Origin of the sequence: Stenotrophomonas riyadhensis (genome assembly GCF_040256885.1) — a bacterium.
Lineage (GTDB): Bacteria > Pseudomonadota > Gammaproteobacteria > Xanthomonadales > Xanthomonadaceae > Stenotrophomonas > Stenotrophomonas riyadhensis.
The window spans coordinates 944,324-966,421 of sequence record NZ_CP155568.1 but is presented as its reverse complement, the minus strand read 5'-3'; the positions used below and the strand labels follow the sequence as shown (position 1 = coordinate 966,421).

General features: G+C 64.6%; 23 protein-coding genes, 1 tRNA gene and 1 pseudogene. 9 read left to right on the top strand and 16 right to left on the bottom strand.

The annotated features are described in order from the left end of the window. Window positions 1–35: 35 nt before the first annotated feature. The 5 genes from fabD to SriyCCGPB3_RS04450 all read right to left on the bottom strand — a co-directional run bounded on the left by fabD (window position 36) and on the right by SriyCCGPB3_RS04450 (window position 3,882). Window positions 36–980, bottom strand: coding sequence for an ACP S-malonyltransferase (gene fabD / locus SriyCCGPB3_RS04470; RefSeq protein WP_032127764.1), 945 nt, complete (start codon window positions 978–980; stop codon window positions 36–38). Between the two features lie 160 nt (window positions 981–1,140). Continuing rightward, entirely contained in the window at window positions 1,141–1,923 is a 783-nt protein-coding gene (locus tag SriyCCGPB3_RS04465; RefSeq protein ID WP_110711290.1) for a serine/threonine protein phosphatase, read from the bottom strand. A 78-nt stretch (window positions 1,924–2,001) separates the two neighbouring features. Then, complete coding sequence (locus tag SriyCCGPB3_RS04460) at window positions 2,002–2,979, bottom strand: beta-ketoacyl-ACP synthase III (RefSeq protein ID WP_049434317.1); 978 nt, start codon at window positions 2,977–2,979, stop codon at window positions 2,002–2,004. 91 nt (window positions 2,980–3,070) lie between these two features. Next, window positions 3,071–3,265, bottom strand: a complete 195-nt coding sequence (gene rpmF / locus SriyCCGPB3_RS04455) for a 50S ribosomal protein L32 (protein ID WP_004154640.1) — start codon at window positions 3,263–3,265, stop codon at window positions 3,071–3,073. Between the two features lie 107 nt (window positions 3,266–3,372). Next, window positions 3,373–3,882 carry a YceD family protein gene (locus SriyCCGPB3_RS04450; RefSeq protein WP_094001990.1) on the bottom strand — a complete coding sequence of 170 codons (510 nt, stop codon included), beginning with the start codon at window positions 3,880–3,882 and terminating at the stop codon, window positions 3,373–3,375. Between the two features lie 113 nt (window positions 3,883–3,995). Here SriyCCGPB3_RS04450 and SriyCCGPB3_RS04445 point away from each other — a divergent pair, with 113 nt between their 5' ends. Further along, on the top strand, window positions 3,996–4,565 hold the full coding sequence (locus tag SriyCCGPB3_RS04445) for a Maf family protein (protein ID WP_110711288.1): 570 nt from the start codon (window positions 3,996–3,998) through the stop codon (window positions 4,563–4,565). 118 nt (window positions 4,566–4,683) lie between these two features. Here SriyCCGPB3_RS04445 and SriyCCGPB3_RS04440 read toward each other — a convergent pair whose 3' ends face one another. Then, entirely contained in the window at window positions 4,684–6,519 is a 1,836-nt protein-coding gene (locus SriyCCGPB3_RS04440; protein WP_350259905.1) for a glycosyltransferase family 39 protein, read from the bottom strand. A 42-nt stretch (window positions 6,520–6,561) separates the two neighbouring features. Between SriyCCGPB3_RS04440 and SriyCCGPB3_RS04435 the strand changes: the two genes are divergently transcribed. The 4 genes from SriyCCGPB3_RS04435 to SriyCCGPB3_RS04420 are packed head-to-tail and all read left to right on the top strand — an operon-like array spanning window position 6,562 to window position 10,928. Further along, window positions 6,562–7,515 (top strand): AAA family ATPase, encoded by a 954-nt coding sequence (locus SriyCCGPB3_RS04435; RefSeq protein WP_350259904.1) that lies wholly within the window; start codon window positions 6,562–6,564, stop codon window positions 7,513–7,515. A 32-nt stretch (window positions 7,516–7,547) separates the two neighbouring features. After that, on the top strand, window positions 7,548–8,462 hold the full coding sequence (locus tag SriyCCGPB3_RS04430; protein ID WP_350259903.1) for a DUF58 domain-containing protein: 915 nt from the start codon (window positions 7,548–7,550) through the stop codon (window positions 8,460–8,462). Next, a complete protein-coding gene (locus SriyCCGPB3_RS04425; protein ID WP_350259902.1) occupies window positions 8,455–10,404 on the top strand; it encodes a transglutaminase TgpA family protein in 1,950 nt (649 codons plus the stop codon). Before SriyCCGPB3_RS04430 ends, SriyCCGPB3_RS04425 begins: the two co-directional genes overlap by 8 nt. Continuing rightward, a complete protein-coding gene (locus tag SriyCCGPB3_RS04420; RefSeq protein WP_088024728.1) occupies window positions 10,401–10,928 on the top strand; it encodes a Slp family lipoprotein in 528 nt (175 codons plus the stop codon). The genes SriyCCGPB3_RS04425 and SriyCCGPB3_RS04420 overlap by 4 nt, the downstream gene beginning before the upstream one ends. Window positions 10,929–11,017: 89 nt before the next feature. Here SriyCCGPB3_RS04420 and SriyCCGPB3_RS04415 read toward each other — a convergent pair whose 3' ends face one another. From SriyCCGPB3_RS04415 to dnaX, 4 genes are all read right to left on the bottom strand, one after another. After that, window positions 11,018–11,377 (bottom strand): histidine triad nucleotide-binding protein, encoded by a 360-nt coding sequence (locus tag SriyCCGPB3_RS04415; protein WP_014036181.1) that lies wholly within the window; start codon window positions 11,375–11,377, stop codon window positions 11,018–11,020. Between the two features lie 67 nt (window positions 11,378–11,444). Next, window positions 11,445–12,044 (bottom strand): recombination mediator RecR, encoded by a 600-nt coding sequence (recR, locus tag SriyCCGPB3_RS04410; protein WP_110711279.1) that lies wholly within the window; start codon window positions 12,042–12,044, stop codon window positions 11,445–11,447. 134 nt (window positions 12,045–12,178) lie between these two features. Further along, window positions 12,179–12,499: a YbaB/EbfC family nucleoid-associated protein gene (locus SriyCCGPB3_RS04405; RefSeq protein ID WP_004154630.1), complete on the bottom strand. Its 321-nt coding sequence runs from the start codon at window positions 12,497–12,499 to the stop codon at window positions 12,179–12,181. 6 nt (window positions 12,500–12,505) lie between these two features. Further along, window positions 12,506–14,554 carry a DNA polymerase III subunit gamma/tau gene (gene dnaX / locus SriyCCGPB3_RS04400; RefSeq protein WP_180854058.1) on the bottom strand — a complete coding sequence of 683 codons (2,049 nt, stop codon included), beginning with the start codon at window positions 14,552–14,554 and terminating at the stop codon, window positions 12,506–12,508. A gap of 144 nt (window positions 14,555–14,698) precedes the next feature. Between dnaX and SriyCCGPB3_RS04395 the strand changes: the two genes are divergently transcribed. The 3 genes from SriyCCGPB3_RS04395 (at window position 14,699) to SriyCCGPB3_RS04385 (ending at window position 17,250) form a co-directional block, all read left to right on the top strand. After that, window positions 14,699–14,791, top strand: a tRNA-Ser gene (locus SriyCCGPB3_RS04395). Between the two features lie 1,107 nt (window positions 14,792–15,898). After that, window positions 15,899–16,909: an RHS repeat-associated core domain-containing protein gene (locus SriyCCGPB3_RS04390; RefSeq protein WP_204353091.1), complete on the top strand. Its 1,011-nt coding sequence runs from the start codon at window positions 15,899–15,901 to the stop codon at window positions 16,907–16,909. An 8-nt stretch (window positions 16,910–16,917) separates the two neighbouring features. Next, complete coding sequence (locus SriyCCGPB3_RS04385; RefSeq protein ID WP_239496522.1) at window positions 16,918–17,250, top strand: hypothetical protein; 333 nt, start codon at window positions 16,918–16,920, stop codon at window positions 17,248–17,250. 126 nt (window positions 17,251–17,376) lie between these two features. On the opposite strand, the pseudogene SriyCCGPB3_RS04380 reads toward SriyCCGPB3_RS04385, so the two are convergent. The 4 genes and pseudogenes from SriyCCGPB3_RS04380 to SriyCCGPB3_RS04365 all read right to left on the bottom strand — a co-directional run. Continuing rightward, window positions 17,377–17,664: pseudogene (locus tag SriyCCGPB3_RS04380) on the bottom strand (phage portal protein); the annotation flags it as partial. A 34-nt stretch (window positions 17,665–17,698) separates the two neighbouring features. After that, a complete protein-coding gene (locus tag SriyCCGPB3_RS04375) occupies window positions 17,699–17,917 on the bottom strand; it encodes an integrase core domain-containing protein (protein ID WP_350259901.1) in 219 nt (72 codons plus the stop codon). Continuing rightward, window positions 17,889–18,590, bottom strand: a complete 702-nt coding sequence (locus tag SriyCCGPB3_RS04370) for an IS3 family transposase (RefSeq protein ID WP_350259900.1) — start codon at window positions 18,588–18,590, stop codon at window positions 17,889–17,891. The genes SriyCCGPB3_RS04375 and SriyCCGPB3_RS04370 overlap by 29 nt, the downstream gene beginning before the upstream one ends. Beyond that, complete coding sequence (locus SriyCCGPB3_RS04365; RefSeq protein WP_110710651.1) at window positions 18,587–18,880, bottom strand: transposase; 294 nt, start codon at window positions 18,878–18,880, stop codon at window positions 18,587–18,589. The genes SriyCCGPB3_RS04370 and SriyCCGPB3_RS04365 overlap by 4 nt, the downstream gene beginning before the upstream one ends. An 87-nt stretch (window positions 18,881–18,967) precedes the next feature. Here SriyCCGPB3_RS04365 and SriyCCGPB3_RS04360 point away from each other — a divergent pair, with 87 nt between their 5' ends. Continuing rightward, on the top strand, window positions 18,968–20,131 hold the full coding sequence (locus SriyCCGPB3_RS04360) for an integrase (protein WP_350259899.1): 1,164 nt from the start codon (window positions 18,968–18,970) through the stop codon (window positions 20,129–20,131). On the opposite strand, the gene SriyCCGPB3_RS04355 is transcribed toward SriyCCGPB3_RS04360, so the two are convergent. Both SriyCCGPB3_RS04355 and SriyCCGPB3_RS04350 read right to left on the bottom strand, forming a co-directional pair. After that, window positions 20,125–20,730 carry a hypothetical protein gene (locus SriyCCGPB3_RS04355; protein ID WP_350259898.1) on the bottom strand — a complete coding sequence of 202 codons (606 nt, stop codon included), beginning with the start codon at window positions 20,728–20,730 and terminating at the stop codon, window positions 20,125–20,127. The two genes, SriyCCGPB3_RS04360 and SriyCCGPB3_RS04355, sit on opposite strands and share 7 nt — an antisense overlap. After that, window positions 20,730–21,692, bottom strand: coding sequence for an RHS repeat domain-containing protein (locus tag SriyCCGPB3_RS04350; protein WP_350259897.1), 963 nt, complete (start codon window positions 21,690–21,692; stop codon window positions 20,730–20,732). The genes SriyCCGPB3_RS04355 and SriyCCGPB3_RS04350 overlap by 1 nt, the downstream gene beginning before the upstream one ends. Window positions 21,693–22,098 lie beyond the last annotated feature (406 nt).

Here is a 22,098-nt window from a genome sequence, read left to right as displayed (position 1 = left end):
GCGGCCACCGGTACGGTCGGCAGGAACAAGGGGGATCAGGCCGACCATGCCTCGCGGGCAGCTTCAAAGTCGCCCGGCGTGGCCAGCGAACGGCCGTCGATGGCCTTGTCGATGCGCTTGACCAGGCCGGTCAGCACCTTGCCAGGGCCGCACTCGGCGATCCGGGTGACGCCACGGCCGGCCAGTGCCTGCACGCACCCGGTCCACTGCACCGGCTGGTACAGCTGCTGGACCAGCGCGGTACGGATCGCGTCGATGCCGTCATGCACCTTGGCGTCAACGTTCTGCACCACCGGCAGCTGCGGCGCCTGCCAGGCCAGGCCGGCCATCACTTCAGCCAGGCGGTTGGCGGCTTCGCGCATGAGCGGGGTGTGCGAGGGCACGCTGACGGCCAGCTTGACCGCCTTGCGCACGCCCTTCTCAGCCAGCAGTGCCAGCGCACGGTCAACCGCATCGGCGTCGCCACCGATCACGATCTGGCCCGGCGAGTTGAAGTTGGCCGGCACCACCACCTGGCTGCCTGCCGCTTCAGCGCAGACGTCCAGCACCAGCTGGTCTTCGGCGCCGAGCACGGCGGCCATGGCGCCGACACCGGCCGGTGCGGCTTCCTGCATCAGCTGGCCACGCAGGCGCACCAGGTGCGCACCGTCATGCAGGCTCAGCGCGCCAGCCGCGACCAGCGCGGTGTACTCGCCCAGGCTGTGACCGGCCAGCACCGACGGGCGCGGACCGCCCACGGCGTTCCAGGCGCGCCACACGCCGATGCTTGCGGCCAGCAGGGCCGGCTGGGTGTATTCGGTACGGTTCAGCATTTCCTCCGGGCCGCCCTGGGACAGCGCCCACAGGTCGACGCCGGCACCATCGGATGCCTCGGTGAAGGCTTCACGCACCTGCGGGTGCAGTTCGGCCAGCTCGGCCACCATTCCCACAGACTGCGAGCCCTGGCCGGGGAAGACAAAAGCGAGGGTGGATACGGTCACGCGGTCATCCGCTTGTTGCAATCGAAGCGGGCCATGATAAGGGGGAACATGCCGTGTCGTCTGTACGTGCGCGTATGCACGCGTATGGTGGGTGGCCGGGCAAGCCCAACGGGGTCAGATCCCTTTTCCTGCGGAAAAGGGATCTGACCCCTATCAGCCATCAGCAGAACAGCTGCAGGACGTCCAGATCGCCGTCGGCGAGGAAATCCACGCACAGGCCCACCAGCATCAACACGCCGGTGGTGCTGGCGCCATGGGTGATGAAGATCGAATGGGCCAGCGCACGCGCTGAACGACCCAGCTTCATGCAGACCCGGGCGAGGCTGCGCAGGCGGCCGCTGACCGCGTGCACGTGCTCGCGTACCGGCGCCTGAACGTCGCCCATCGCCTCGGCCATCATCGCCTGCAGGTGCTCGGGGCGATCGGCGTAGTACTTGGCCACGCCATAGCCGAACATCAGCCAGTCGCGGGCCTGGGCTTCGGACAGATCCATCACTTCCAGCGGATCTTCCTCGAAGTCGATGAAGCCCACCTGCTGCCCATCCCAGGTGAGGTTGCGCGGCAGCGGCTGGCCGAAATAAGCGCCGCGTCCATGAGCCTCGGCAATGGCCTGCATCGCCGCCATCACCAGCCGGTCGCGACCGGCCTCATCGGCCTGGCGCAGGCAGGTATTGAACGAATTGCCGTTGTCGCCGATCACCAGCGCGGCATGGCCGGTGCCCAGCACGTCGGGCACGTTCACGCCCTGCGCCTGCAGTTCCCCCAGGCGACGGGCTTCGGTTTCGCGCGCTGCATCACCGCCGCGGTGCGGTGGCGGGCGCAGGGCATCGAGATGGAAACGGCGGGCAACAAAATTGAGCAGGCCCAGGGCCACTGCTCGGCTTCCCTTGCCGTACTGCTTCAGCCAGGCACGTTGCCCTTCGATGACGATGGGCTCAACCATGACAGGTCCTCCTTAAAACGCGTTACGGCCCCAGAGGGGCCGTAACGACAAAGCTTCACGTTGTCGTAACTTGCACTATCAATAGCGCAACAGGGCCGAACCCCACGTGAAGCCGCCACCGAAGGCTTCCAGCAGCAGCAGCTGGCCGCGCTCGACCTTGCCGGAACGCACGGCGGCATCCAGCGCCAGCGGCACCGAGCCCGACGAGGTGTTGCCGTGCTTGTCGACGGTGACCACGACCTGGTCCATCGACATGTCCAGGCGCTTGGCGGTGGCTTCGATGATGCGCAGGTTGGCCTGGTGCGGAATCAGCCAATCCAGGTCGGACTTGTCCAGGCCATTGGCGGCCAGGGTCTCGTCCACGACCGAGTCCAGCGCCTTGACGGCGTACTTGAACACGTCGTTGCCCTTCATGTTGATGGTGCCGCCACCGTTGGCGCCATCCTTGAAGCCGGTCGAGACACCGACCGGGTTCCACAACAGCTCCTTCTTGCTGCCATCGGCATGCAGGTGGGTGCTGAGGATGCCGGTTTCTTCGTCGGCCTTGAGCACGACAGCGCCGGCACCATCGCCGAACAGCACGCAGGTGGTGCGATCGTTCCAGTCGACCATGCGGGTCAGCGTTTCAGTGCCGATCACCAGCACGTGCTTGCAGTCGCCGGAACGGATGAACTTGTCGGCCACGCCCAGCGCGAACACGAAACCCGAGCAGGCGGCGTTGACGTCGAAGGCGGGGCATCCGGCCACACCGAGCTTTGCCTGGATCAGGCACGCGGTGGACGGGAAAATGAGGTCAGGCGTGGTCGTACCGACCACGATCATGTCGAGCTGCGAGGCATCGATGCCTGCGGCTTCAAGCGCGCGCAGGGCGGCGTTGTAGCCAAGGTCGCTGGTGGTTTCGCCTTCGGCCGCAATGTGCCGTTCACGAATTCCGGTGCGCGACTGGATCCACTCATCCGAGGTTTCGACCATTTTTTCCAGGTCGGCGTTGGTCAGGACTTTTTCCGGCAAATAGCTACCGGTGCCCGCGATCCTCGAGTAGATCCGCTTGCTCATCATGTTTCCTGTTGCGCGGGCCGCCGATCACCGGCACGCCCGGGAAAGAAGGCAAAGGCCGCTGCCCGGAGGCAGCGGCCTTCCCGGCACATCAATCTTCTTCGACGGCCGAGGTCTTGGTCTGGATGACCTTCTTGCCGCGGTAGAAACCATCGGCAGTGATGTGGTGACGCAGGTGCACTTCGCCGGTGGTCGGGTCGGTCGACAGCTGCTTGGCGCTCAGGGCGTCATGGGCACGACGCATGCCGCGGCGGGACGGGGTGACACGGGATTTCTGCACAGCCATGGGATTGCTCCAAACTCGGTTCGATTTGCTTCGTCGTATCGTCGCGCAGGACGCCAGCGCCCAGCACACTTTCGCTTTCGCCGCAGCCGCCGACGACAATCCGGCTGCTATTGTTTCTTCAGTGCCGCCAACGCCGCAAACGGGTTGGCCTTCTTCGTTTCTTCTTCGCTCGGCGCCCAGTCCTTGTCGACTGCTTCGCCATCGGGCGACAGCGGTACAACCGGCACTGCCAGCACCAACTCATCCTCGACCAGGTCCAACGGACGCAGCTGGCCGTCTTCCGGCACCAGCAACGCCTCGTATTCCTCCGGCAAGGACGATTCCTCGTCCTCGTCGCGGATCAGGCCAAGCCTCTGGGTCACCTTCACCGGCAACAGGAATCGCTGCATGCTGCGCTGACAGGTCAGCGGCAACGCGGTGTCGATGGTCAGTTCCACATAGGATACCCGCAAGACGTCGTCGCGACCGAATTCAAGCGAGTAGGCACACTCGCCGTCGGTATCTGCGACCAACCCCTGCAGGCGGGTCAATTCAGCCAGGGAGACCTGACCGTCGAAGCGCCTTCGCGCTACAACCATCCGCCAGGCATCCAGCGTTTCGGGCACGTTCGCGGACATAAGCCGCTGAATACTAAGGATCGGGGCGGCGGCTGTCAAATGCCCGCCATACAGGACTTGCCGCTGGCACTGCGGACGGGCCAGACTGCCGCGCCCTGCCCCGGTATTGTCGCATGTCACTGGTCCTGGCCTCCACCTCCCGCTACCGCCGCGAACTGCTGCAACGGCTGGGCCTGCCGTTCGACTGCGCCCGCCCGGAGGTGGATGAAACCCCGTTGAACGGCGAGGCCCCGCAGGCTCTGGCCACGCGCCTGGCTGCGGCCAAGGCCGCCGAGGTGGCTGCCCGCCATCCGGGCGCCTGGGTGATCGGCTCGGACCAGGTGGCCGACCTGAACGGGCAGTCGCTGGGCAAGCCCGGCACGGTCGAGGCCGCCCATGCTCAGCTGGCGGCGATGGCCGGGCAGACCGTGCGCTTCCATACGGCCGTCTGTCTCAGCCGCGATGGAGATTCGTTCACGGCCATCGACCTGACCGAAGTGCGCTTCCGCGCGCTGGAACGGGATGAGATCGCCCGTTATGTCGCCGCCGAACAGCCGCTGGACTGCGCTGGCAGCTTCAAATGCGAGGGCCTGGGCATCAGCCTGTTCGAAGCGATCGACAACCGCGACCCGACCGCGCTGGTCGGCCTGCCGTTGATCGCGGTGTGCGGACTGCTGCGCAAGGCAGGTTTCGCGGTGCCCTGAACTGCGGGGTGCACCACCTTGAACTGTAGAGTCGAGCCATGCTCGACTGCTTCTGCTGTAGATGGCAGGCGGCCCGGGAAAAGCAGTCGAGCATGGCTCGACTCCACAAAAGCAGGCGTCAACGAACCTCGAACGGCTGCTCCTGCCACGCCTCCACGCTGCCATCGCGGCCGTACAGGCGCAGGCCCAGCCAATGCCGCCCTGGTGCCAGCGTCGTCGTGTCCAATGAGGCATCGAAGCCGACTGCGGGATGCTGCGGGTCGGTGCTGTCCGGCCAGGTCTGGCGCACATCGAAGGCGCGTCCATAGCGCGCATCACCGATCGAGCGGCCATCCACCAGCACTTCAACCCGTGCCAGACCGACACCGTCCTTGAACGCCCAGCCCTTGACCGCGAACATGCCGGACACCGTCTCGCCATTGGCGGGTGCATCCAGCCAGGCCATCGCCGGGGTCACACACGGCCCGGTTGCCCGCTGCACCGGCAACCGGAACAGCAGGAAACGCTGGAACCCATGGTCGCTGCTGACCACCCGCGGCGCGGGCAATGGCCCCACCTGCTCGCAGATGGCGTGATAGCGCTCTAGCAGTTCGCGATAGCGCTGATCGCTGGGCGACAGGACCAACAGCATCGGCACCGTGCGCTCGCCTTCATGCAACAAGCCCCACTGCGCGAGCTGCGCGGTGCGTCCATGCTTGTCATTGAGCGGATGCGGCAACACTTCAATATTCCCGTTGCCAAGCTGGAACCCAAGTTCGGCACCAACCTTGAAGTTGCCCGCCAGCACGCGCGCTCCCTCCGGCATCTGGCGCAACTCGTCGTGCACGGCGACCGCCAACGGCTGCCAGCCGGCGAAATTGCGCGGGTAGTACTTGCTGCCCGCCAACTCTTCGCGCAACGAAGGCGTGGACGCCATCAGGTAGTAGCCGAACGCGAGCACCATGCCTGCGCCTGCCAGCCACCAGCCGGTGCGCCGCAGCCAGCGCGGCCAGCCGTTGAGCACCACCGGCACAGCCACCAGCAACGCCAGGTAGCCCGGCAGCGGCCAGTGGAAACTGATGCGCTCGACGTCGGTGAAGAAACCCAGCAGGAAGATGCCCAGCGTGGAAACGCCCCCCACCAGCCCGAAGTAGCGCCACTGCACGCGCGCGCCACCGCCGCTGCGGGTACCGGCCAGCGCCACCTTCCACATCGCCATGCACAGGATCGGGGTGACCAGCATCGGCTGGATCACCAGGAACCACAGCCCACCCCACTCGAATGTCCAGGGATGGCGCTCGACCACCTGGAACTTCAGGCCGGCATCGTGATTGTCTGCATTCCACGCCAGCAGCGGCAGCCATGCCAGCACGCCCACCGCCAGTGCCACCCACACGCGTGGATCACCCAGCATGCGCCGCCCCTGCGGCAGCGCCAGCAGTGCGATGAAGCCGACGCCGATGACACCAATGAAGCGATAGTGGCTGAGCGCACCGATCGCCAGGCCCAGCGCGAGCTTCATCGCCGACGATGCGTCGACGTTGTGCAGCAGCCGCGCGCCGGCGTGCAGACAGATCACTGCCGCCAGCGCCATCGGCACATCCGGCACTGCCAGCAGGCCCAGCGTCGCCGACAACGGCATCAGCAGCGTGAGGCTGCCCGCCTGCCATCCGGCCACATTGCCGAACCAGCGCGTGGCCGTGCGCACCACCAGCAATGGCAGCAGCGCGCCGATGGCCAGGAACGGCAGGCGCAGGGCAAGCACATGATGGCCACCGATCTCCACGCCCAGCCGTGCCAGCCATGCGGTCAGCCCGGGCAGATCCGAATACGCGGCCGCCAGGTGCTGGCCTTCCTGCCAGTAGAACGCTTCATCGACGAACAGCGGCAGGCGCGCAGCGACCACCAGCTTGGCCGCTGTGACCAGCGTCCATAACCAGAGAAATATCGTTCGTGCGCGCTGTTCGCCTTGCATTGCTCTATGGATAATCGTGTGGATTCCAGATCTGAGACGATCATGACAGCTTCGTCCCCCAATCCCAGCATGCTAACCGATCAACTGCGTCAGGCCCTGCGGGAGGCACAGGATCAGGTGAATGCACTGGTACTGGGCAAGGTGCCGGAAGTCAGGCTGGCTTTCGTCGCCCTGCTTTCCGGCGGCCATCTGCTGATCGAAGATCTGCCCGGCCTGGGCAAGACCACACTGGCGCATGCACTGGCCAGCAGCCTCGGCCTCGGCTTCCAGCGCGTGCAGTTCACCTCCGACCTGCTGCCCGCCGATGTGCTCGGCGTCTCGGTGTATGAAGCAGGCAGCCGCCAGTTCCAGTTCCACCCGGGCCCGGTGTTCACCCATGTGCTGCTGGCCGACGAGATCAACCGTGCGCCGCCACGCACGCAGAGCGCACTGCTGGAGGCGATGGCCGAACAACAGGTCACCCTGGATGGACAGACCCACGCCCTGCCCGATCCTTTCTTCGTGATCGCTACGCAGAACCCGGTGGATCTGTCCGGCACGTTCCCGCTGCCGGATTCGCAGCTGGACCGCTTCCTGCTGCGACTGGCGATGGGTTACCCCAGCACGCAGGCCGAGCGCGAGCTGCTGCGCGGCACCGATCGCCGCGACCTGATCGCGCGTGCCGTACCGAAACTGGATGACACCCAGGTGCGCGCGCTGCGCGACGCAGTGAACCAGGTGCATGCCAGCGACGCGCTGATCGACTATGTGCAGGCGCTGCTGACCCGCAGCCGCCAGCATGCCGGTGTGCGCGTGGGCCTGTCACCACGTGCGGGCCTGGCGCTGCTGCGCGCAGCCAAGGCACATGCACTGCTGCTGGGGCGCGGCCATGTGGTGCCCGAAGACGTGCAGACCCTGTTCGTGGCGGTGGCCGGTCACCGACTGGTGGCGGAAGCCGAGTCCAGCTCGGGACCGGCACTGGCACGCGCGATCCTGCAGACCGTTGCGGTCGACTGAGCGTGGCCACGCGCTGGGCACGACTGCAGCTGATGGCTCGACCGCGCAGGCCCGAAGCGCTGCCGCAGCGGCTGGACCGCCACCGCATTTACGTACTGCCCACCCGCTTCGGCCTGTTCGTCGCCACCCTGTTGGCAGCAATGCTGCTGGGCGCGTTGAACTACAACAACAACCCGGCGCTGCTGCTGGCCCTGCTGCTGGCAGCCGCAGCGATCGCCAGTGCCATCGCCGCGCACCTGCAGCTGTCCGGCGTGCAGATCGACGCGATCTCCGCCGAACCGGTTCCAGCCGGGCAGCCGCTGCGCCTGCGCGTGGACCTGTCACTGCGCGATCCCCGTGCACGTCACGGCCTGCACCTGCAACTGGGCGACAGCGAGGCCTGGACCTCACTGCCTGCCCACGGCCGCGGCGAAGTGGAACTGCAGGTACCCAGCGAGCGCCGCGGCTGGCTGGAGCTGCCGCGCATCCGCCTGTCCACCACACAGCCGCTGGGCCTGGTGCGGGCATGGTCGTGGGTCTGGCCGGAACAGCCACTGCTGGTCTATCCACTGGCCGAAGCACTGAGCCCCGCGCTACCGGAGAGCGGCAGCGATCCGCTGCACACCCGCGCCCATGCCAGCGGCGAAGAGCTGTACCAGCTGCGGCCGTACCGCGCGGGCGATGCCCCGCGCAGCATTTCCTGGAAGCATTCGGCGCGCCGCGACAGCCTGCTGGTTCGCGAATATGAAAAGCCGATCGGCATCGAAGTCCTTCTGGACTGGCGCACGCTGGCGCCGCTGGGCCATGAAGCACGCATCGCGCGGTTGGCACGCTGGGTGGACATGGCCGAGCGCGAAGGCCGCCGCTACACCCTGCTGCTGCCAGCACATCCTCCTTTCGGCCCCGGCCAGGGCGCCAGCCACCACCACCTGTGCCTGCGTGCGCTGGCGTTGATGCCGCATGACTGAACCCACTCTCCTGCTCGACCGCACGACCCGCAACTGGACCCTGGCCAGCGCGGCGCTGGCGCTGCTGCCGTTGCTGCTGCAGCTGCCACCGCTGTTGGCGGGCGTGATCGCAGCGGCGGCAATCGTCACGGCGGTCCTGTCATGGCGAACGCTGTTGCCGATGCCGGTGCGCCTGCTGCTGGTGCTGGCCATGCTCGCCGCCATCATCTGGCAGATGGGCATGGTGCGCCCCGGCCGTGATACCGGCTGCGCCCTGCTGGCGGCGATGCTGGCGATCAAATCCAGCGAACTGCGCAGCCTGCGCGATGCGCGCAGCCTGCTCGGCTTCGCGCTGTTCTCGCCGTTTGCGGCATTCCTGCTTGATCAGGGGCCGCTGACCACGGCGCTGGCTGCGCTGGCCGGGGTCAGCGCGCTGCTCGCCCTGCAACGCCTGGCCCAGGATGAAGGCCATGCCGGCCGCCTGCCACTGCGCGGGCAGCTGCGCGGGGTCGGCCGCCTGCTGGCGATCGGCCTGCCACTGGCACTCGCCTGCTTCTGGCTGTTCCCGCGCCTGGCAACGCCGCTGTGGGGCGTTCCCGAGCGCGCCGTCGGCACACCGGGGCTGTCCGACAGCATGGAACCCGGCCAATGGCTGGACCTGATGGCCGATGACACCCCGGCGCTGCGCGTGCAGTTCTTCGGTGCCGTGCCCGAGCCGGCGCAGCGCTATTGGCGCGGGCCGGTACTGACCGCCTTCGATGGCCGGCGCTGGACGCGCGACCGGGCCAGCGCGCGACGGCCCGCGGCAGTGGTCGATGCTGGTGCGCAGGGCTGGGACTACCAGATCGACTACGAGCCCACCGACCGCCGCCAGCTGGTGGCGCTGGACCTGCCCAGCCGTGCCCCTGCAGGCAGCACGCTGGACGCGGACATGAGCCTGAGCAGTGAACGTTCGCTGGCCTCGCTCAGTCGCTGGCGACTGCATTCGGCGCCACCGCAACGCTTCGACAGCTCACTGTCGCCCTACCTGCGCCGCGCCACACTGCAGCTGCCCGCCGGCTTCAATCCACGTACGGCGACCCTGGCCCATCAGTGGCGGCAGGACGCGGGCAGCGATGACGAGGCCATCGTCCGCCGCGCGCTGCAATGGATCACCACCGATTTCTCCTACACGCTGGAAACGCCGCCGGCGGGACGCGATCCGGTCGACGAGTTCCTGTTCGGCTACAAGGCCGGCTTCTGTGAACACTTCAGCGCCGCCTTCGTGGTGCTGATGCGCAACGCCGGCATTCCGGCACGCGTGGTGACCGGCTTTGCCGGCGGCACCCGCAACCGCCTTGGCGACTACTGGGTCGTACGCCGGATGGACGCCCACGCCTGGGCCGAGGTCTGGCTGCCCCAGCGTGGCTGGGTGCGCATCGATCCCACCGCCGCCGTGGCACCGGAACGCATCCTCGACACCCTCGACGACCGCCTGCAGGCCGGCACTGACAGCCCGTTGCAGCAGCGCTGGCTGCAGCTGGGGCAGATGGGCGACTGGCTGCGCCGCGGCTGGAACGACCTGGTACTGTCCTTCGATGCACGCCGCCAGCAGCAACTGCTCAAGCCATTCGGGCTGGACGAGCTCGGGCCGGGACAGCTGGTCACCGGCTTCGTGGTCGCTGCGTTGCTGGCACTGGCGTGGATGGCCTGGCTGCTGGCCCGCGGCGAGCGCGAACGTGATCCCCTGCTGCGTGCCTGGCATGGACTGGGCCGACGCTATGCCCGCCTTGGGCGGGCCCGGCACCCCCATGAAACCGCGGGGGACTGGGCGCGTCGGGTGCACGCCCAGCACCCCGATCCCGCCCTGCTCGCGCTCAGCCAGCGTTTCGCTGATGCGCGTTACGCTGGAACTTGCACCGACCTCGCTTCATTATTGCGGGACCTGCGCAGGCATCGCCCGACTTCCGGAGCCTCCCCATGAACACCAAGTTCCTTCTTACCGCTGTGGCCACGCTGGCCCTGTCGGCCTGCGCCACGGCCCCCAAGCCGCTGCAGGGACAGTTCAGCCTGGTCTCCCCGCGCGACTCGGTCGCCACCCAGCAGGTCGGCACGCCGGTCCGTTGGGGCGGCCGCATCATCGAAACCAAGCCCGGCCAGGGCGAGACCTGCTTCCAGATCATCTCGCGCCCGCTCAATGGCAGTGGCCGCCCGAATACCACTTCATCCGACGCCAGCGACGGCCGCTTCATCGCCTGCCGTGCCGGCTTCTACGACCCGGCTGTGTTCGAGGCCGGCCGCGACGTGACCTTCATCGGCAAGATCGACGGCTACCAGAACACCCGCATCGGTGATTACGACTACCGCCTGCCGAAGCTGTCGGCCGACGTGATCTACCTGTGGCCGGAACAGCGCCAGGTTGACGTGGTGCCCTACCCCTATGGCCCGTGGGGCCCGGGTCCGTACGGCCCGTACTGGGGCGGCTACGGCCGTTGGGGCTGGTGGTGATCGCCACCGCACAGGCATGACGGAAAAGGCCGCCCTCGGGCGGCCTTTTTTCATCCAGTGGGTTCACACCGCGCGTGGATGCCGGGCGCTCAACGCCCCGGGGTACCGAAATGCCCCAGCGGCGCACCGGCCAGCAGATGCATGTGGATATGGAACACGGTCTGCCCGGCATGCTCGCGGCAGTTCATCACGATGCGGTAGCCGTCCTGAGCGAAGCCCTCGCGGCGCGCGTACTCGGCGGCAGCCAGCGCCAGCTTGCCGATCAGGTGCGCCTGCGATGGCTGCAGGTCATCCAGGGTCGGGATGATCTCGTTCTTCGGAATGAACAGCACGTGCACCGGCGCCTGCGGTGCGATGTCCTTGAAGCCCAGCACCTCGTCATCCTCGTAGACGATGGTGGCCGGGATCTCGCGACGGATGATCTTGCTGAAGAGGGTTTCGTTGCTCATGGTCGGCCTCGGCGGGAATGTCGTCCGCATTGTAGGCCGCCCGCGCCAGGCCATGCCTGGCCTTCGCTCAATCGCGGAATTCGCTGCGCGTCCCGAACGCGTGCGACAGCGTGCCGCGATCGACGTACTCCAGCTCACCGCCCAGCGGCAGGCCCTGCGCCAGGCGGCTGGGCTGCACCCTGCGTGCGCGTGCCAGCTGCGCCAGGTAGTGCGCGGTGGCTTCACCTTCGACGGTGGCGCTGGTGGCGATGATCAACTCCTGCACCTCACCTTCGGCCAGGCGCTGTTCCAGCTGTTCCAGGCCCAGTTCGCGCGGGCCGATGCCATCGAGCGGCGACAGACGCCCCTGCAACACGAAGTAGACACCGCGGAAGCCGGTGGCGTTCTCGATGGCCAGGCGGTCGGCCGGCGATTCAACCACGCACAGCTGGCTGCGTTCGCGGCTGCTGTTGGCGCAGGTCGGGCACAGCTCGGTTTCACTGAAGTCACGGCACTGCGCGCAGTGACCGATGCGTTCCACCGCCAGCGCCAGGGTTTCGGCCAGGCGCTGGCCACCTTCGCGCTCACGCTCGAGCAGGTGGTAGGCCATGCGCTGCGCGGTCTTCTGGCCTACGCCAGGCAGCACCCGTAGTGCGTCGATCAATTGTTCAAGCAGGGGTGCGGACACGGCGGCATGCTTTGATGGCGCCGAGCAGGCTCGACGGCTACGTGTAGAGTCGAGCCATGCTCGACTGGGGGGTGGAGCCGTCGAGCAAGCTCGACGCTACGGGGCGCCTGCTGCGACAGGCGCCCCGCCAGAAATCAGAACGGCAGCTTCATGCCCGGCGGCAGCTGCATGCCGGCGGTGGCCGAACCCATCTTCGACTTCGACTCGGCATCGATCTTGTTCGACGCATCGTTGAAGGCGGCGGCGATCAGGTCTTCCAGCATCTCCGGGTCGCTGGCCAGCGAGGGGTCGATGCGCACCTTGCGGCATTCCTTGGCGCCGGTCAGGGTCACGCTGACCATGCCGCCACCGGCGCTGCCGGTCACTTCGATCTTGGCGATTTCTTCCTGGGCCTTCTGCAGGTTTTCCTGCATCTTCTGGGCCTGCTGCATCAGTTGGGCGATGTTGCCGCGCATAGTGTCTTACTCGTCAAAAGAACGGATGGAATCGGAAACAACCCGGGCACCGTGCTGTTGGATCAGCACCTGCACTTCCGGATCGTCCATGAAAACAGCCTCTGCCACCTGTTGCCGCTCGCCACGCTGGCGGTCGGCACGCTGGTGCAGGGTCTCAGCCGGAACGTGTTCGATTTCCACGGTCTCGACCAGGATCTTCGGCGCCTGGCCGAGGGCCTTCTCCAGCATCTCGCCCAAGGCGGCCAGCGCGCGCTCCGAACGCAGGTATTCAAATCCGGGCGAAAGGCCCAGTTTCAAGGTCCCGTGCTGGCAGCTGATGAAAGCAGCGTTGGCGGCCAACTGCCGCGACGGGCCGCTCAGGCCGCTGTTGGCGACCAGATCGAGCCAGTCCTCGGCGCTGGCCAGATCACTGACACCTTCCAGCGGCGCGGCCTCCTGCACTGGCGCGGGTTCGACCGGCGCGATGGCGATGCCATCGGCACGGAACGGGCGCTCCAGCTCGGCAGGCGCCGCTTCGGCCGGCGCTGCTACCGGCAGGGCCGGCGGCTCGTGCCAGGGCGCAGCCATGGCGGCGTCCGGGCCGGACATCTCCGCCGCCAGCGCCTCGTCGCGGGCCGCAGCTTCGTCGGTGGCCCACGGCGGCAGGTCGTCGTTGGTCTCTGCGCTGGCGGTCGGCGGCGGCGCTTCGGCTTTTACCGGTGGCGGTGACACCGGCTCTTCCACCGGAACCGGCTCGGGCTCCGGCGTCGGGTCCGGTTCGGGTTGCGGAGCCGGCTCAGGTTCGGGTTCAGGTTCGCGCGGCGCGGCCTGCACCGGAGCGGCCACCTGCGCCACGGCGGGGCTGGCCGACGCTGCGGCAGCAGCCGGCGGCGCCTCCTGGGTACCGATTCCACTGCCACCACCGGCAACGTTGCCACCCGCAGCACCTTCCACCGACTTCGGTACCGGCGGTACCGCTGCGGCCGGACGGAATGCCAGCATGCGCAGCACGGCCATTTCAAAGCCGGCGCGCGGGCTCGGCGCCAGCGGCAGATCGCGGCGGCCATTCAAGGCCATCTGGTACCAGAGCTGCACCACTTCCGGACGCAGGCGCTCGGCGAACGCCGTCGCGTCCAGGCCTTCGGCAGCCGCTGCGGCACCCGGCACCAGCTGCTGTACCTGGATGCGATGCAGGCCTTCGGCCAGCGCTTCCAGTACGCCGCTCCAGTCCGGCGAGAATTCGGCCAGCGCAGCCACCACCTGTAACAGGCGCGGACCATCGCCCTCGGCCAGCGCATCGAGCATGGCCGACACCTGGGTGCGGTCGACGGTGCCCAGCATGGTGCGCACCACGTCCTCACGCAGCGCGCCGCCGGCATAGGCGATCGCCTGGTCCAGCAGCGACAGGCCATCGCGCAGGCTGCCGTCGGCGGCCTTGGCCAGCTGCACGATCGCGCTGCCATCGGCCTCGATCTCTTCGGCCGCCAGGATGCGGGTCATCTGGCCCTGGATCTGATCCTCGTCCAGTCGCTTGAGGTTGAACTGCAGGCAACGGCTGAGCACGGTGACCGGCAGCTTCTGCGGATCGGTGGTGGCCAGCAGGAACTTCACATGTTCCGGCGGTTCTTCCAGCGTCTTCAGCAGCGCGTTGAACGCCGCCTTGGACAGCATGTGCACTTCGTCGATCAGGTAGACCTTGTACTTGCCGCGCGAGGGCATGTACTGCGCGTTCTCGATCACCTCGCGCACGTCATCCACGCCGGTGTTGGACGCGGCGTCGATTTCCAGCAGGTCGATGTAGCGGCCGGCGTCGATGTCCAGGCAGGCCGCGCACTGACCGCATGGGTCTGCGCTGGTGCCCTGCTCGCAGTTGAGCGACTTGGCGAAGATGCGCGCGATGGTGGTCTTGCCCACGCCGCGGGTGCCGGTGAACAGGAACGCATGGTGGACCCGGCCGCTGTCCAGCGCGTTGCTGAGCGCACGGACCACGTGTTCCTGGCCCACCAGCTCGGCAAAACGCTTCGGACGCCACTTGCGGGCAAGGACGAGATAGGACATCAGGCCACCGTTTTCCATCGGATGTTCCATTGTGCCATGCCTGTCCAGCCCCCTCGCCTCCGGCACGTCCTTCGCAGGTTCCTGACCGGGGTGCTTGTGAAGTGCCGCGCAGCCCGCTAGAATCTGCGCCCCTGCTGAGGCGTTTGCCGATGGCAGGGATCCGGAGAGGTGTCCGAGTGGTTGAAGGAGCACGCCTGGAAAGTGTGTAAGCGTCTAAACCGCGCTTCGGGGGTTCGAATCCCCCTCTCTCCGCCAAGTTGCGAACTAAGCCCCTGATTTCAGGGGCTTTTTTCTTGGGTTCGTATGTAGCCCCATACTTCGCCCCATACTTCGTCAATCCGTTGATTGCTGGCCTATCAGCAGCGCGACCTGCGCGTATGAGTGCCGCTTACGGCAGTCGCAAGAGGGCAGCACCTGGGGACGTGACGGTGCACGCAAGCAGTTCCAGATGACCAGCCTGCGTGCATTGGGAAGTACGCCGCTCCCACGCCACCGCCTCTGACAGCCGTAACGAAATGAGGAGGCGCGTGCGCAAGGCCATGAGCGCGCGTAGCAGCATCAGCGCCCAGGCAAGCCACCAACCGCCAGGAGCTGCTGCGCGCTGCGCGTCAGCGGCCAGTAGAAGCGGTTGAGAGGCAGTGGAGCAGATAGGAGGGCGCAGAGGCCCAGCGCCGTGCGTACCCCGGCGTGCGCACTCGTCTCCCCGCCACGCCTGCGCACTTCATAGGGTGCTTTTTCTGCACTACCTGCACACGGGGCAAGAACAGGCCCAGCATGGCTGTCGGGGGCATTGAGAGGGCATGCCGAACCCCGCGAATCCCTGCACCAAAGGGGGTATTTGACGGAGCACTGAGCGGCCAGATGGAGGCCAGATTTGCAGTGGACAGGTAGTGGCGAAAACGAGGCATCCAATAGTGTCCAAGAAGAAAACACCCACTACTTACAATGTTTCAGGAACGCTATGAATTGAGGGTCTGTAACAGAAAACGTGTATCAGGCATCGCACCAGCAGATTTGCCAACTATTTCCTTGGAATGCCTTGTGGCACAGCGCTTTCCCGCCATCTCTGCCGTCAGATTGACACCCACATTCCAGCAACAGTTTCCGACATTGATATTTTTCAGTGTTACAAGTGTGACAGGTGTTACGCCAGCCGAACATTCCATTTAAATCAAATGGTTATGCCACCACCGATCTCGACCAAGGTGTAGCACAAGTGTTACCGGTGTTACAGCCTACCCGCCGCGACGAACCCTGAAGACCTGCCCACCCACCCTTGGCGCCGACTTCGGTCGTCACGCCGACGGGGACTGTGATATGAAGGCAAGGCCTTGCTGGAAGGCTCTTTCAGGGATTGGAAGGATGGAACGGCTTGAGAGAATTGCGTGCCGCGCGTCGGCCCGCCGAAAGGGGATGAGAACGCATTTCGGCAAGCTGAGCGCCTTGGGCGTCTGGCTCTGCTGGCTGCTGTTGGTGGGCTTGGCACTGCCGCCAATCGCAACTGCTCAGACGGTCACCTACATCCACACTGATGCACTTGGCTCGGTCGTTGCCGAAACCGATGAAAGTGGCAACGTGATCAAACGGTATGACTACGAGCCCTACGGGGGCGTCGTGGACGGACCGGTTACGGATGGGCCTGGCTACACGGGGCACGTGAGCGATGCTGCCACGGGGCTGAGCTACATGCAGCAGCGCTACTACGACCCCCAACTAGGACTCTTTCTCTCTGTAGATCCCGTCTCACCAAACGACAAACCGGGCTCCGCCTTCAACCGCTATCGTTACGCTGCGGGCAATCCCTATAGGTTCGTCGATCCTGATGGTCGCCAGGAACGGGCGGCGGAAAGACATGCCGACTCGGTGGCGAACACACCCTCGGCATATGATACGTTCGGCCCCGCAGCACTTGCCGTAACAACAGCGATTGTGCGCGCGACGCCAGTTGTTGGGCCTGCTGCTGCATCAGCAATATCTGGCTCCATTAATTCGGCGCAACCACTGGCCCTGCCAGCACCAGCACCAGCAGCGCCCTCTGCGCCAACTCCTGCCGCTGCCCCGACGACACCTTCTGGCCCGAGCTACGTCATCTCGTCGAACGGGACAGCATTTCCGGTGCCCACAGGGGCGAGCGGACCAACTCCGGTCATCAACCCCGCAGGAAAACAGACCGGCGTCGCATTTACTGGGGGTGCCGGAGGCAGTAATGGGCAAGTAGCCACCATGCGGATGATGGACCCAACCCCTCCCAGGGGAAACAGTCCTGGATATCCAGCTGGCTATATCAAGTACGAGAATGCTGGAAAGCAAGGCGTAGATCCGCTCTCCGGGAAAACGCTCCCTAATTCGAAGTCTCACTTCCCAGTCAGATAGGCCTGAACATGATCGACCACCAGGCGGAAACCCTCCGGCCATTGATCGGGAAAAATGTGAAACTGCGAATGGAAGACGGCATGGCCACCATCGGTACGGACGATGGCTGGGAACTGCATATCTACAACTCCTTCAGCCTTCACTGCGATGGCATTGCGGAGCCCCCCCCGCCCTCAACGCTGAGCTTGGTGCTGCAGGATTGCCGGTTCGATCGCCAGACAATGGTTGCGCAGTTTTCTAGCGGGGCCTCACTCACGGTCGACCTAAGTGACGACGGCTACTCTGGTCCAGAGGCGATGCAGTTGAATAGTCCAGATGGAACCATCGTGATCTGGAATTAAGTTCGATCCAGCCGCGGCTACTCACACTGGGATCGCCCCCCAAGGGCGACAGGTATTGACCTTGTCCCTGTCGCCCCTGTTTCGACTGAAGCAGTAGCTTGACCTCGCCCTTTCAGGGATAGGCACTCAGTTCGCTGAACGTTCTATTTCGAAGGGGGCAAAAGTGATGACCTGTTCCCCGATCCATTCGTTGACCATGGCCAGCCGCGATTGCAGTGGTGCCAGTTCCATCGACGCCCACACGGTAGCCGCATCCCGAATCGAGCCGAAGCCGCCAGCATTCTGAGGCACGATGCCGAGCAGCTGCGGCGGTATGCGCAGCGCGGCCAGAATGTCATCGCGAGTCACGCGCTTGATACCGGTGAATTCATCCTTGGCGGCCACTTCGCTGATCGGGATCAGCTGCAACCTGATCTGGCTCCCTGAAAACGGACGCCATGAAGCCGTTTCAGGCGGCGGCTTTGAGCTGCCGGGCATAGGTGTTGGGCGACTGATAGCCCAGCGCCGAGTGTAGCCGGGCGGGATTGTAGAAACCGTGGATGTAGGCCGCAATGGACTGGCGGGCCTGTTCCCGGCTCACGTATGGATCAGCAGCCGCTTCGGCCTTGAGCGTGGCAAAAAAGCTCTCGGCCACCGCGTTATCCCAGCAGTTGCCTGGGCGGCTCATGCTTTGAACCACCCCGCAGGACTCCAAGAGCTGGCGATACTCGTTGCCCCAGTACTGCCCGCCTCGATCCGAATGGAAGATCAGGCCGGGTGGTTGGGGATGAAGCGCCCAGGCATTGTGGTTGGGGATGAAGCGCCCAGGCATTGGCAAAGGCTTTCAGCACTACGTCCTCGGTCATGCGCTCGGAGACGCTGTAGCCCAGCACCTGCCGGGTCTGGATGCTGATGACCACGGCCAAATGCAGCCAGCCCTGGCGAGTGGCCACATAGGTGATATCGCCGACCCACGCCGATGGACCCGTGCCGGGAGTGAATTGTCGATCCAGTAGGTTTGGGGCGAGCTGGGCCGAACCTGCGGCAGGGGTTTTGCGCCGGGAGCGTCCCTTGATCTTGCCTTGGATGCGCTCCTCGGCCATTAACCGAGCCACCCGCTTGTGGCCAACGGCATGATTTCGGGCGCGCAGGGCCCTGACCAGCCGATGTCGGCCGTAACTGCGATTGCTGGCCGCATGAATGGCCCGCAGCTCAGTACGAAGAACGGCATCGGCATCATCGGTTCGGGCGGACTGTCGGTGCAGATAATCATGGAAACCAGAGACCGATACGCCGAGAACACGACACAGCACCCGAGTCGGGTAACGAGTCCTATGACGGGCGACGAAGGCGTACCTCACTTGGACTCTTTGGCAAAGAACGCCGCCGCTTTTTTTAGGATTTCTCGCTCCATCCTCAGATTGGCGTTCTCGGCCCGAAGGCGGCTGATCTCGCTTTCCAGGTCAGTGGCCGGCCTGCGAGCCTCAGACGTCAACGAGCGCCCAGCACGGACCGCGTCAATCCAATTTGCCAGCGTCTTGACGGACATTTCCAGCTGGCGGGCCGCTGCGGCTGGGCCAAGCGATTCGGCCAACTCCACGGCCTGGTGCTTGAACTCATCGGTATAGCTACGGCGGGTAATACGGGACATAAAGGACCTCCAAGTGCGATCAAAGTATCGCTTCTTGGCGTCCGCTGACGGGGAGCCAGATCACTCACCGCCATGCAGGAAATGGGGATGAGCAAGGAAGACGCAGAGGCGCTGATTGCACGACTGCGCAAGGGCCGATTGCCAGAACTGACGTTGGAGCGCACGCAGCTCGCCGACGGCACCGTCGTCGAGCGCTGGCAAATCGACAATGACGATGACGTCGAGCTTTATCGTCAGGCCACCGCCCCACGCGGTCGACAGGCCGAGTTGGCGGCGCTGTATGAAAAGAATCCACTCATGGCCATGCTGGACGGCTACGAGCCCCCGGATCGCCCTCCGGCACCGGCACGTATGCCTTCTCCGCCCAGCCTTATGGCGGAAGCCATTTCCGTGGGCGAGGCGCGCGACGCGTGGTTGAAAAGCCTTGAGGGGTCCACCACGCCCCAGACCCTGACCATCAAGGGCACGGCCATCAACATGCTGGTGGACTACATCGGCAGCAACCGTCAGATGCACACCATCGGCCGACCTGACATGACGCGCTTCTATCAACACCTGCGTGACAAGGGTAACAGCGCGCCTTCAATCTACAACAAACAGTCCTACCTCGGCGGTGCAGGCGGATTTTTTGACTGGGCAACCAACTCCGGCCACTACCTCGCTGTGGACAATCCAGCAAGGCCACGTGCGTTACACGGCGAAGGAAAAGCGTCAGCGAAAAAACTCGACTTCCGGGCATTCACCATGTCCCGGATCCAAGCGCATTTCGCCCCCGAGCAGTTCGCCCGGCTTTCCCCCGGCGGGCCCTGGGCCGCACTGCTGGGCCTCTACACCGGTGCCCGGGCAGGCGAAGTGGGGCAACTGCTGCTGACGGACGTGGTCGAGGCCGACGGCGTGCCCGTCCTCCACGTGACCGACGAAGGCGAGAACCAGCGGCCTAAAAGCGAGGCTTCAAAAAGGGTGGTGCCCATTCACGCCGGCCTTGTGGCGTTGGGCTTTCTGGACTACGTGCAGCGGTTGCGGGATCGTGGCGATACCCGCCCTTTTCCCTCAGGCGGCCACCAACGCCAAGAACGGCGCCGGAAACTGGATCAGCAAAGCATTCGGCTACTGCGTCAACCGCCTACAAGGCGCTACCCACAATACAGGGACATCCCCGTCGCTTCACTCCAGCGCACCTCAAATTGCATTCCGTCGGACATGCAGGCGTGCGGCCCGCGCTTACCAGATCCGGCCAGGTGTTGTCATTGACCATCTAAAATCCTCAAGAACGGAACTGCAAAGCCTTCAAAGTAATCTCGATGACCCTGCAAGAACTCTTCAACGAACAGCCTCGCTTCTTCCTTACGGCCCATCAGATACAGGCAAGATGCCACCCGTTCCGGATAAGCACCGAGCATAGGCACACGCTCTTGCAACAAGGGAAGTAGTCGTTCATAGGTGCCGATGGACAACGCATATGACAAGCCGGCATCCGAATACAAACGCGCCAACCGAGCCGCTTGCGCTGCAACATCAGTTTCCCGAGTAAAACGAAAAGCCTGCTCCTTGGGTGCCAGCTCTCCCATGTGAACCGCATAGGTGGATGTGCTTCGGCTGTATTTCCGCCCCTCAAGGGATGTATAAAGTTTCATGATCGGCACCACATGAACGCCGACGAATGGATTGATATCGAGATACTCTCTTTCCAAGCCAGTATTGAGCCCAACCCAGCAATGGAAGCCATGTTCCATCGGCCAGTCCACATCCTGCATTCGATAGCGCGTAAATCCTTCCACCTCAAGCGCCTCATAGCACTTGAGTAGAACAGCCTTCCTGAAGGCCGCATCGCAATGTCCAGTAGCACTCATCAGCAACGCTTCACGTCATAGCACTTCATTTGCGTCGGCTTTCCTGGCTCAAGCCCCGCTTTTTCCGCGTTCGCTCCCCTAGGCGTCACCGGACGACCTGCATCGACATCAGCCTTGATGGCCTTTTGCCCCGAACTTAGTTGAGCACCACCGCTCTTTACTTCCACAACGCCCTTATCCTTCGTCACGATGTCCGCCACGCTTCGTTGACCGGTAGATGCTTCCAGTGTAACGCGCTGCCCTGCCACCTTTTCACCAAGCGCTTGGGCTACAACCTTTTCAGCCCGAGCGCCTTGCGCCGCGTTCTCGGCCATCCTGACGGCCTTGATCGTTGCCCCGGCGCCGCCTGGCACAAATGGGACAGCAGCTGCCAGAGAATCGACGGCCACGCCAATCGAATCAACGACACCTGCACCAATATTGCCTTCGCTAAAGTTTGAGTAGGCGCTGGTTGCCCCCAAGGTTATGTTCGCAACATCCCACACGGTTTCGACAATGCGACCGTCCGGATCTTTGAATTTGTATGGATTTCCGTTCGCATACCGATACCGATTGAACTGCCCCACAGGCTGCTCATACGCCGTCACCGGGTCTACGGACAGGAAGACACCCAACTGCGGATCCATATACCGCTGCTGCATGTAACTTAGCCCGGTAGCCGCATCACTCACATGTCCTGTGTATCCAGGCCCATCCGTGACGTGGCCACCGACCACCGCCCCATAGGGCTCATAGTCATAGCGCTTGATCACCTTGCCATTGGCATCGGTCTCTGCAACAACAGAACCAAGCGCATCGGTATGAATGTAAGTGACGGTCTGCGCGCTTACGGGCGGCACCGTGGCCAGCCCCACCAACAGCACACAGCAAAGCCAGGCACCTAGGGCCGTCAGCTGCCGAAAATACTTCTTCCATTCCCTGACGTGGGTAAGCCCCCCACCTGCCGCTCCGAACCTGCGCATCCTTCCACTCCCTGAAAGAGCCTTCCAGCAAGGCTTTGCATTGAAAGCACAGGAATGAGCTGGTCAGGTATCGCTGGACCGCTGATGGCACAGTCGTTACCAGTGTTCCCTGCACACCTCGACCAGGCCCGTCCGACCTAGGCGCCTCCAAAGATTCACTGCCGCGGTAGGGCACAGAACTCAAGGCGCCATTCGGTGAAGCGAACGGCTACAATGCCCGGGGCACAAAACAGGGCACACTCCCGGTTTGTGAATGCCAAGCGGTTCAAGGGGTTGGATCGGTTTCAACTGGATCCCCCTCTCTCCGCCAGACAAACGCAAAAGGGCCGCCCACAGGGTGGCCCTTTTGCGTTTGTCTGGCGGATGGGATGGGTGGTGAGAAGCCCCGCCGGGGTTCGACGGTTCT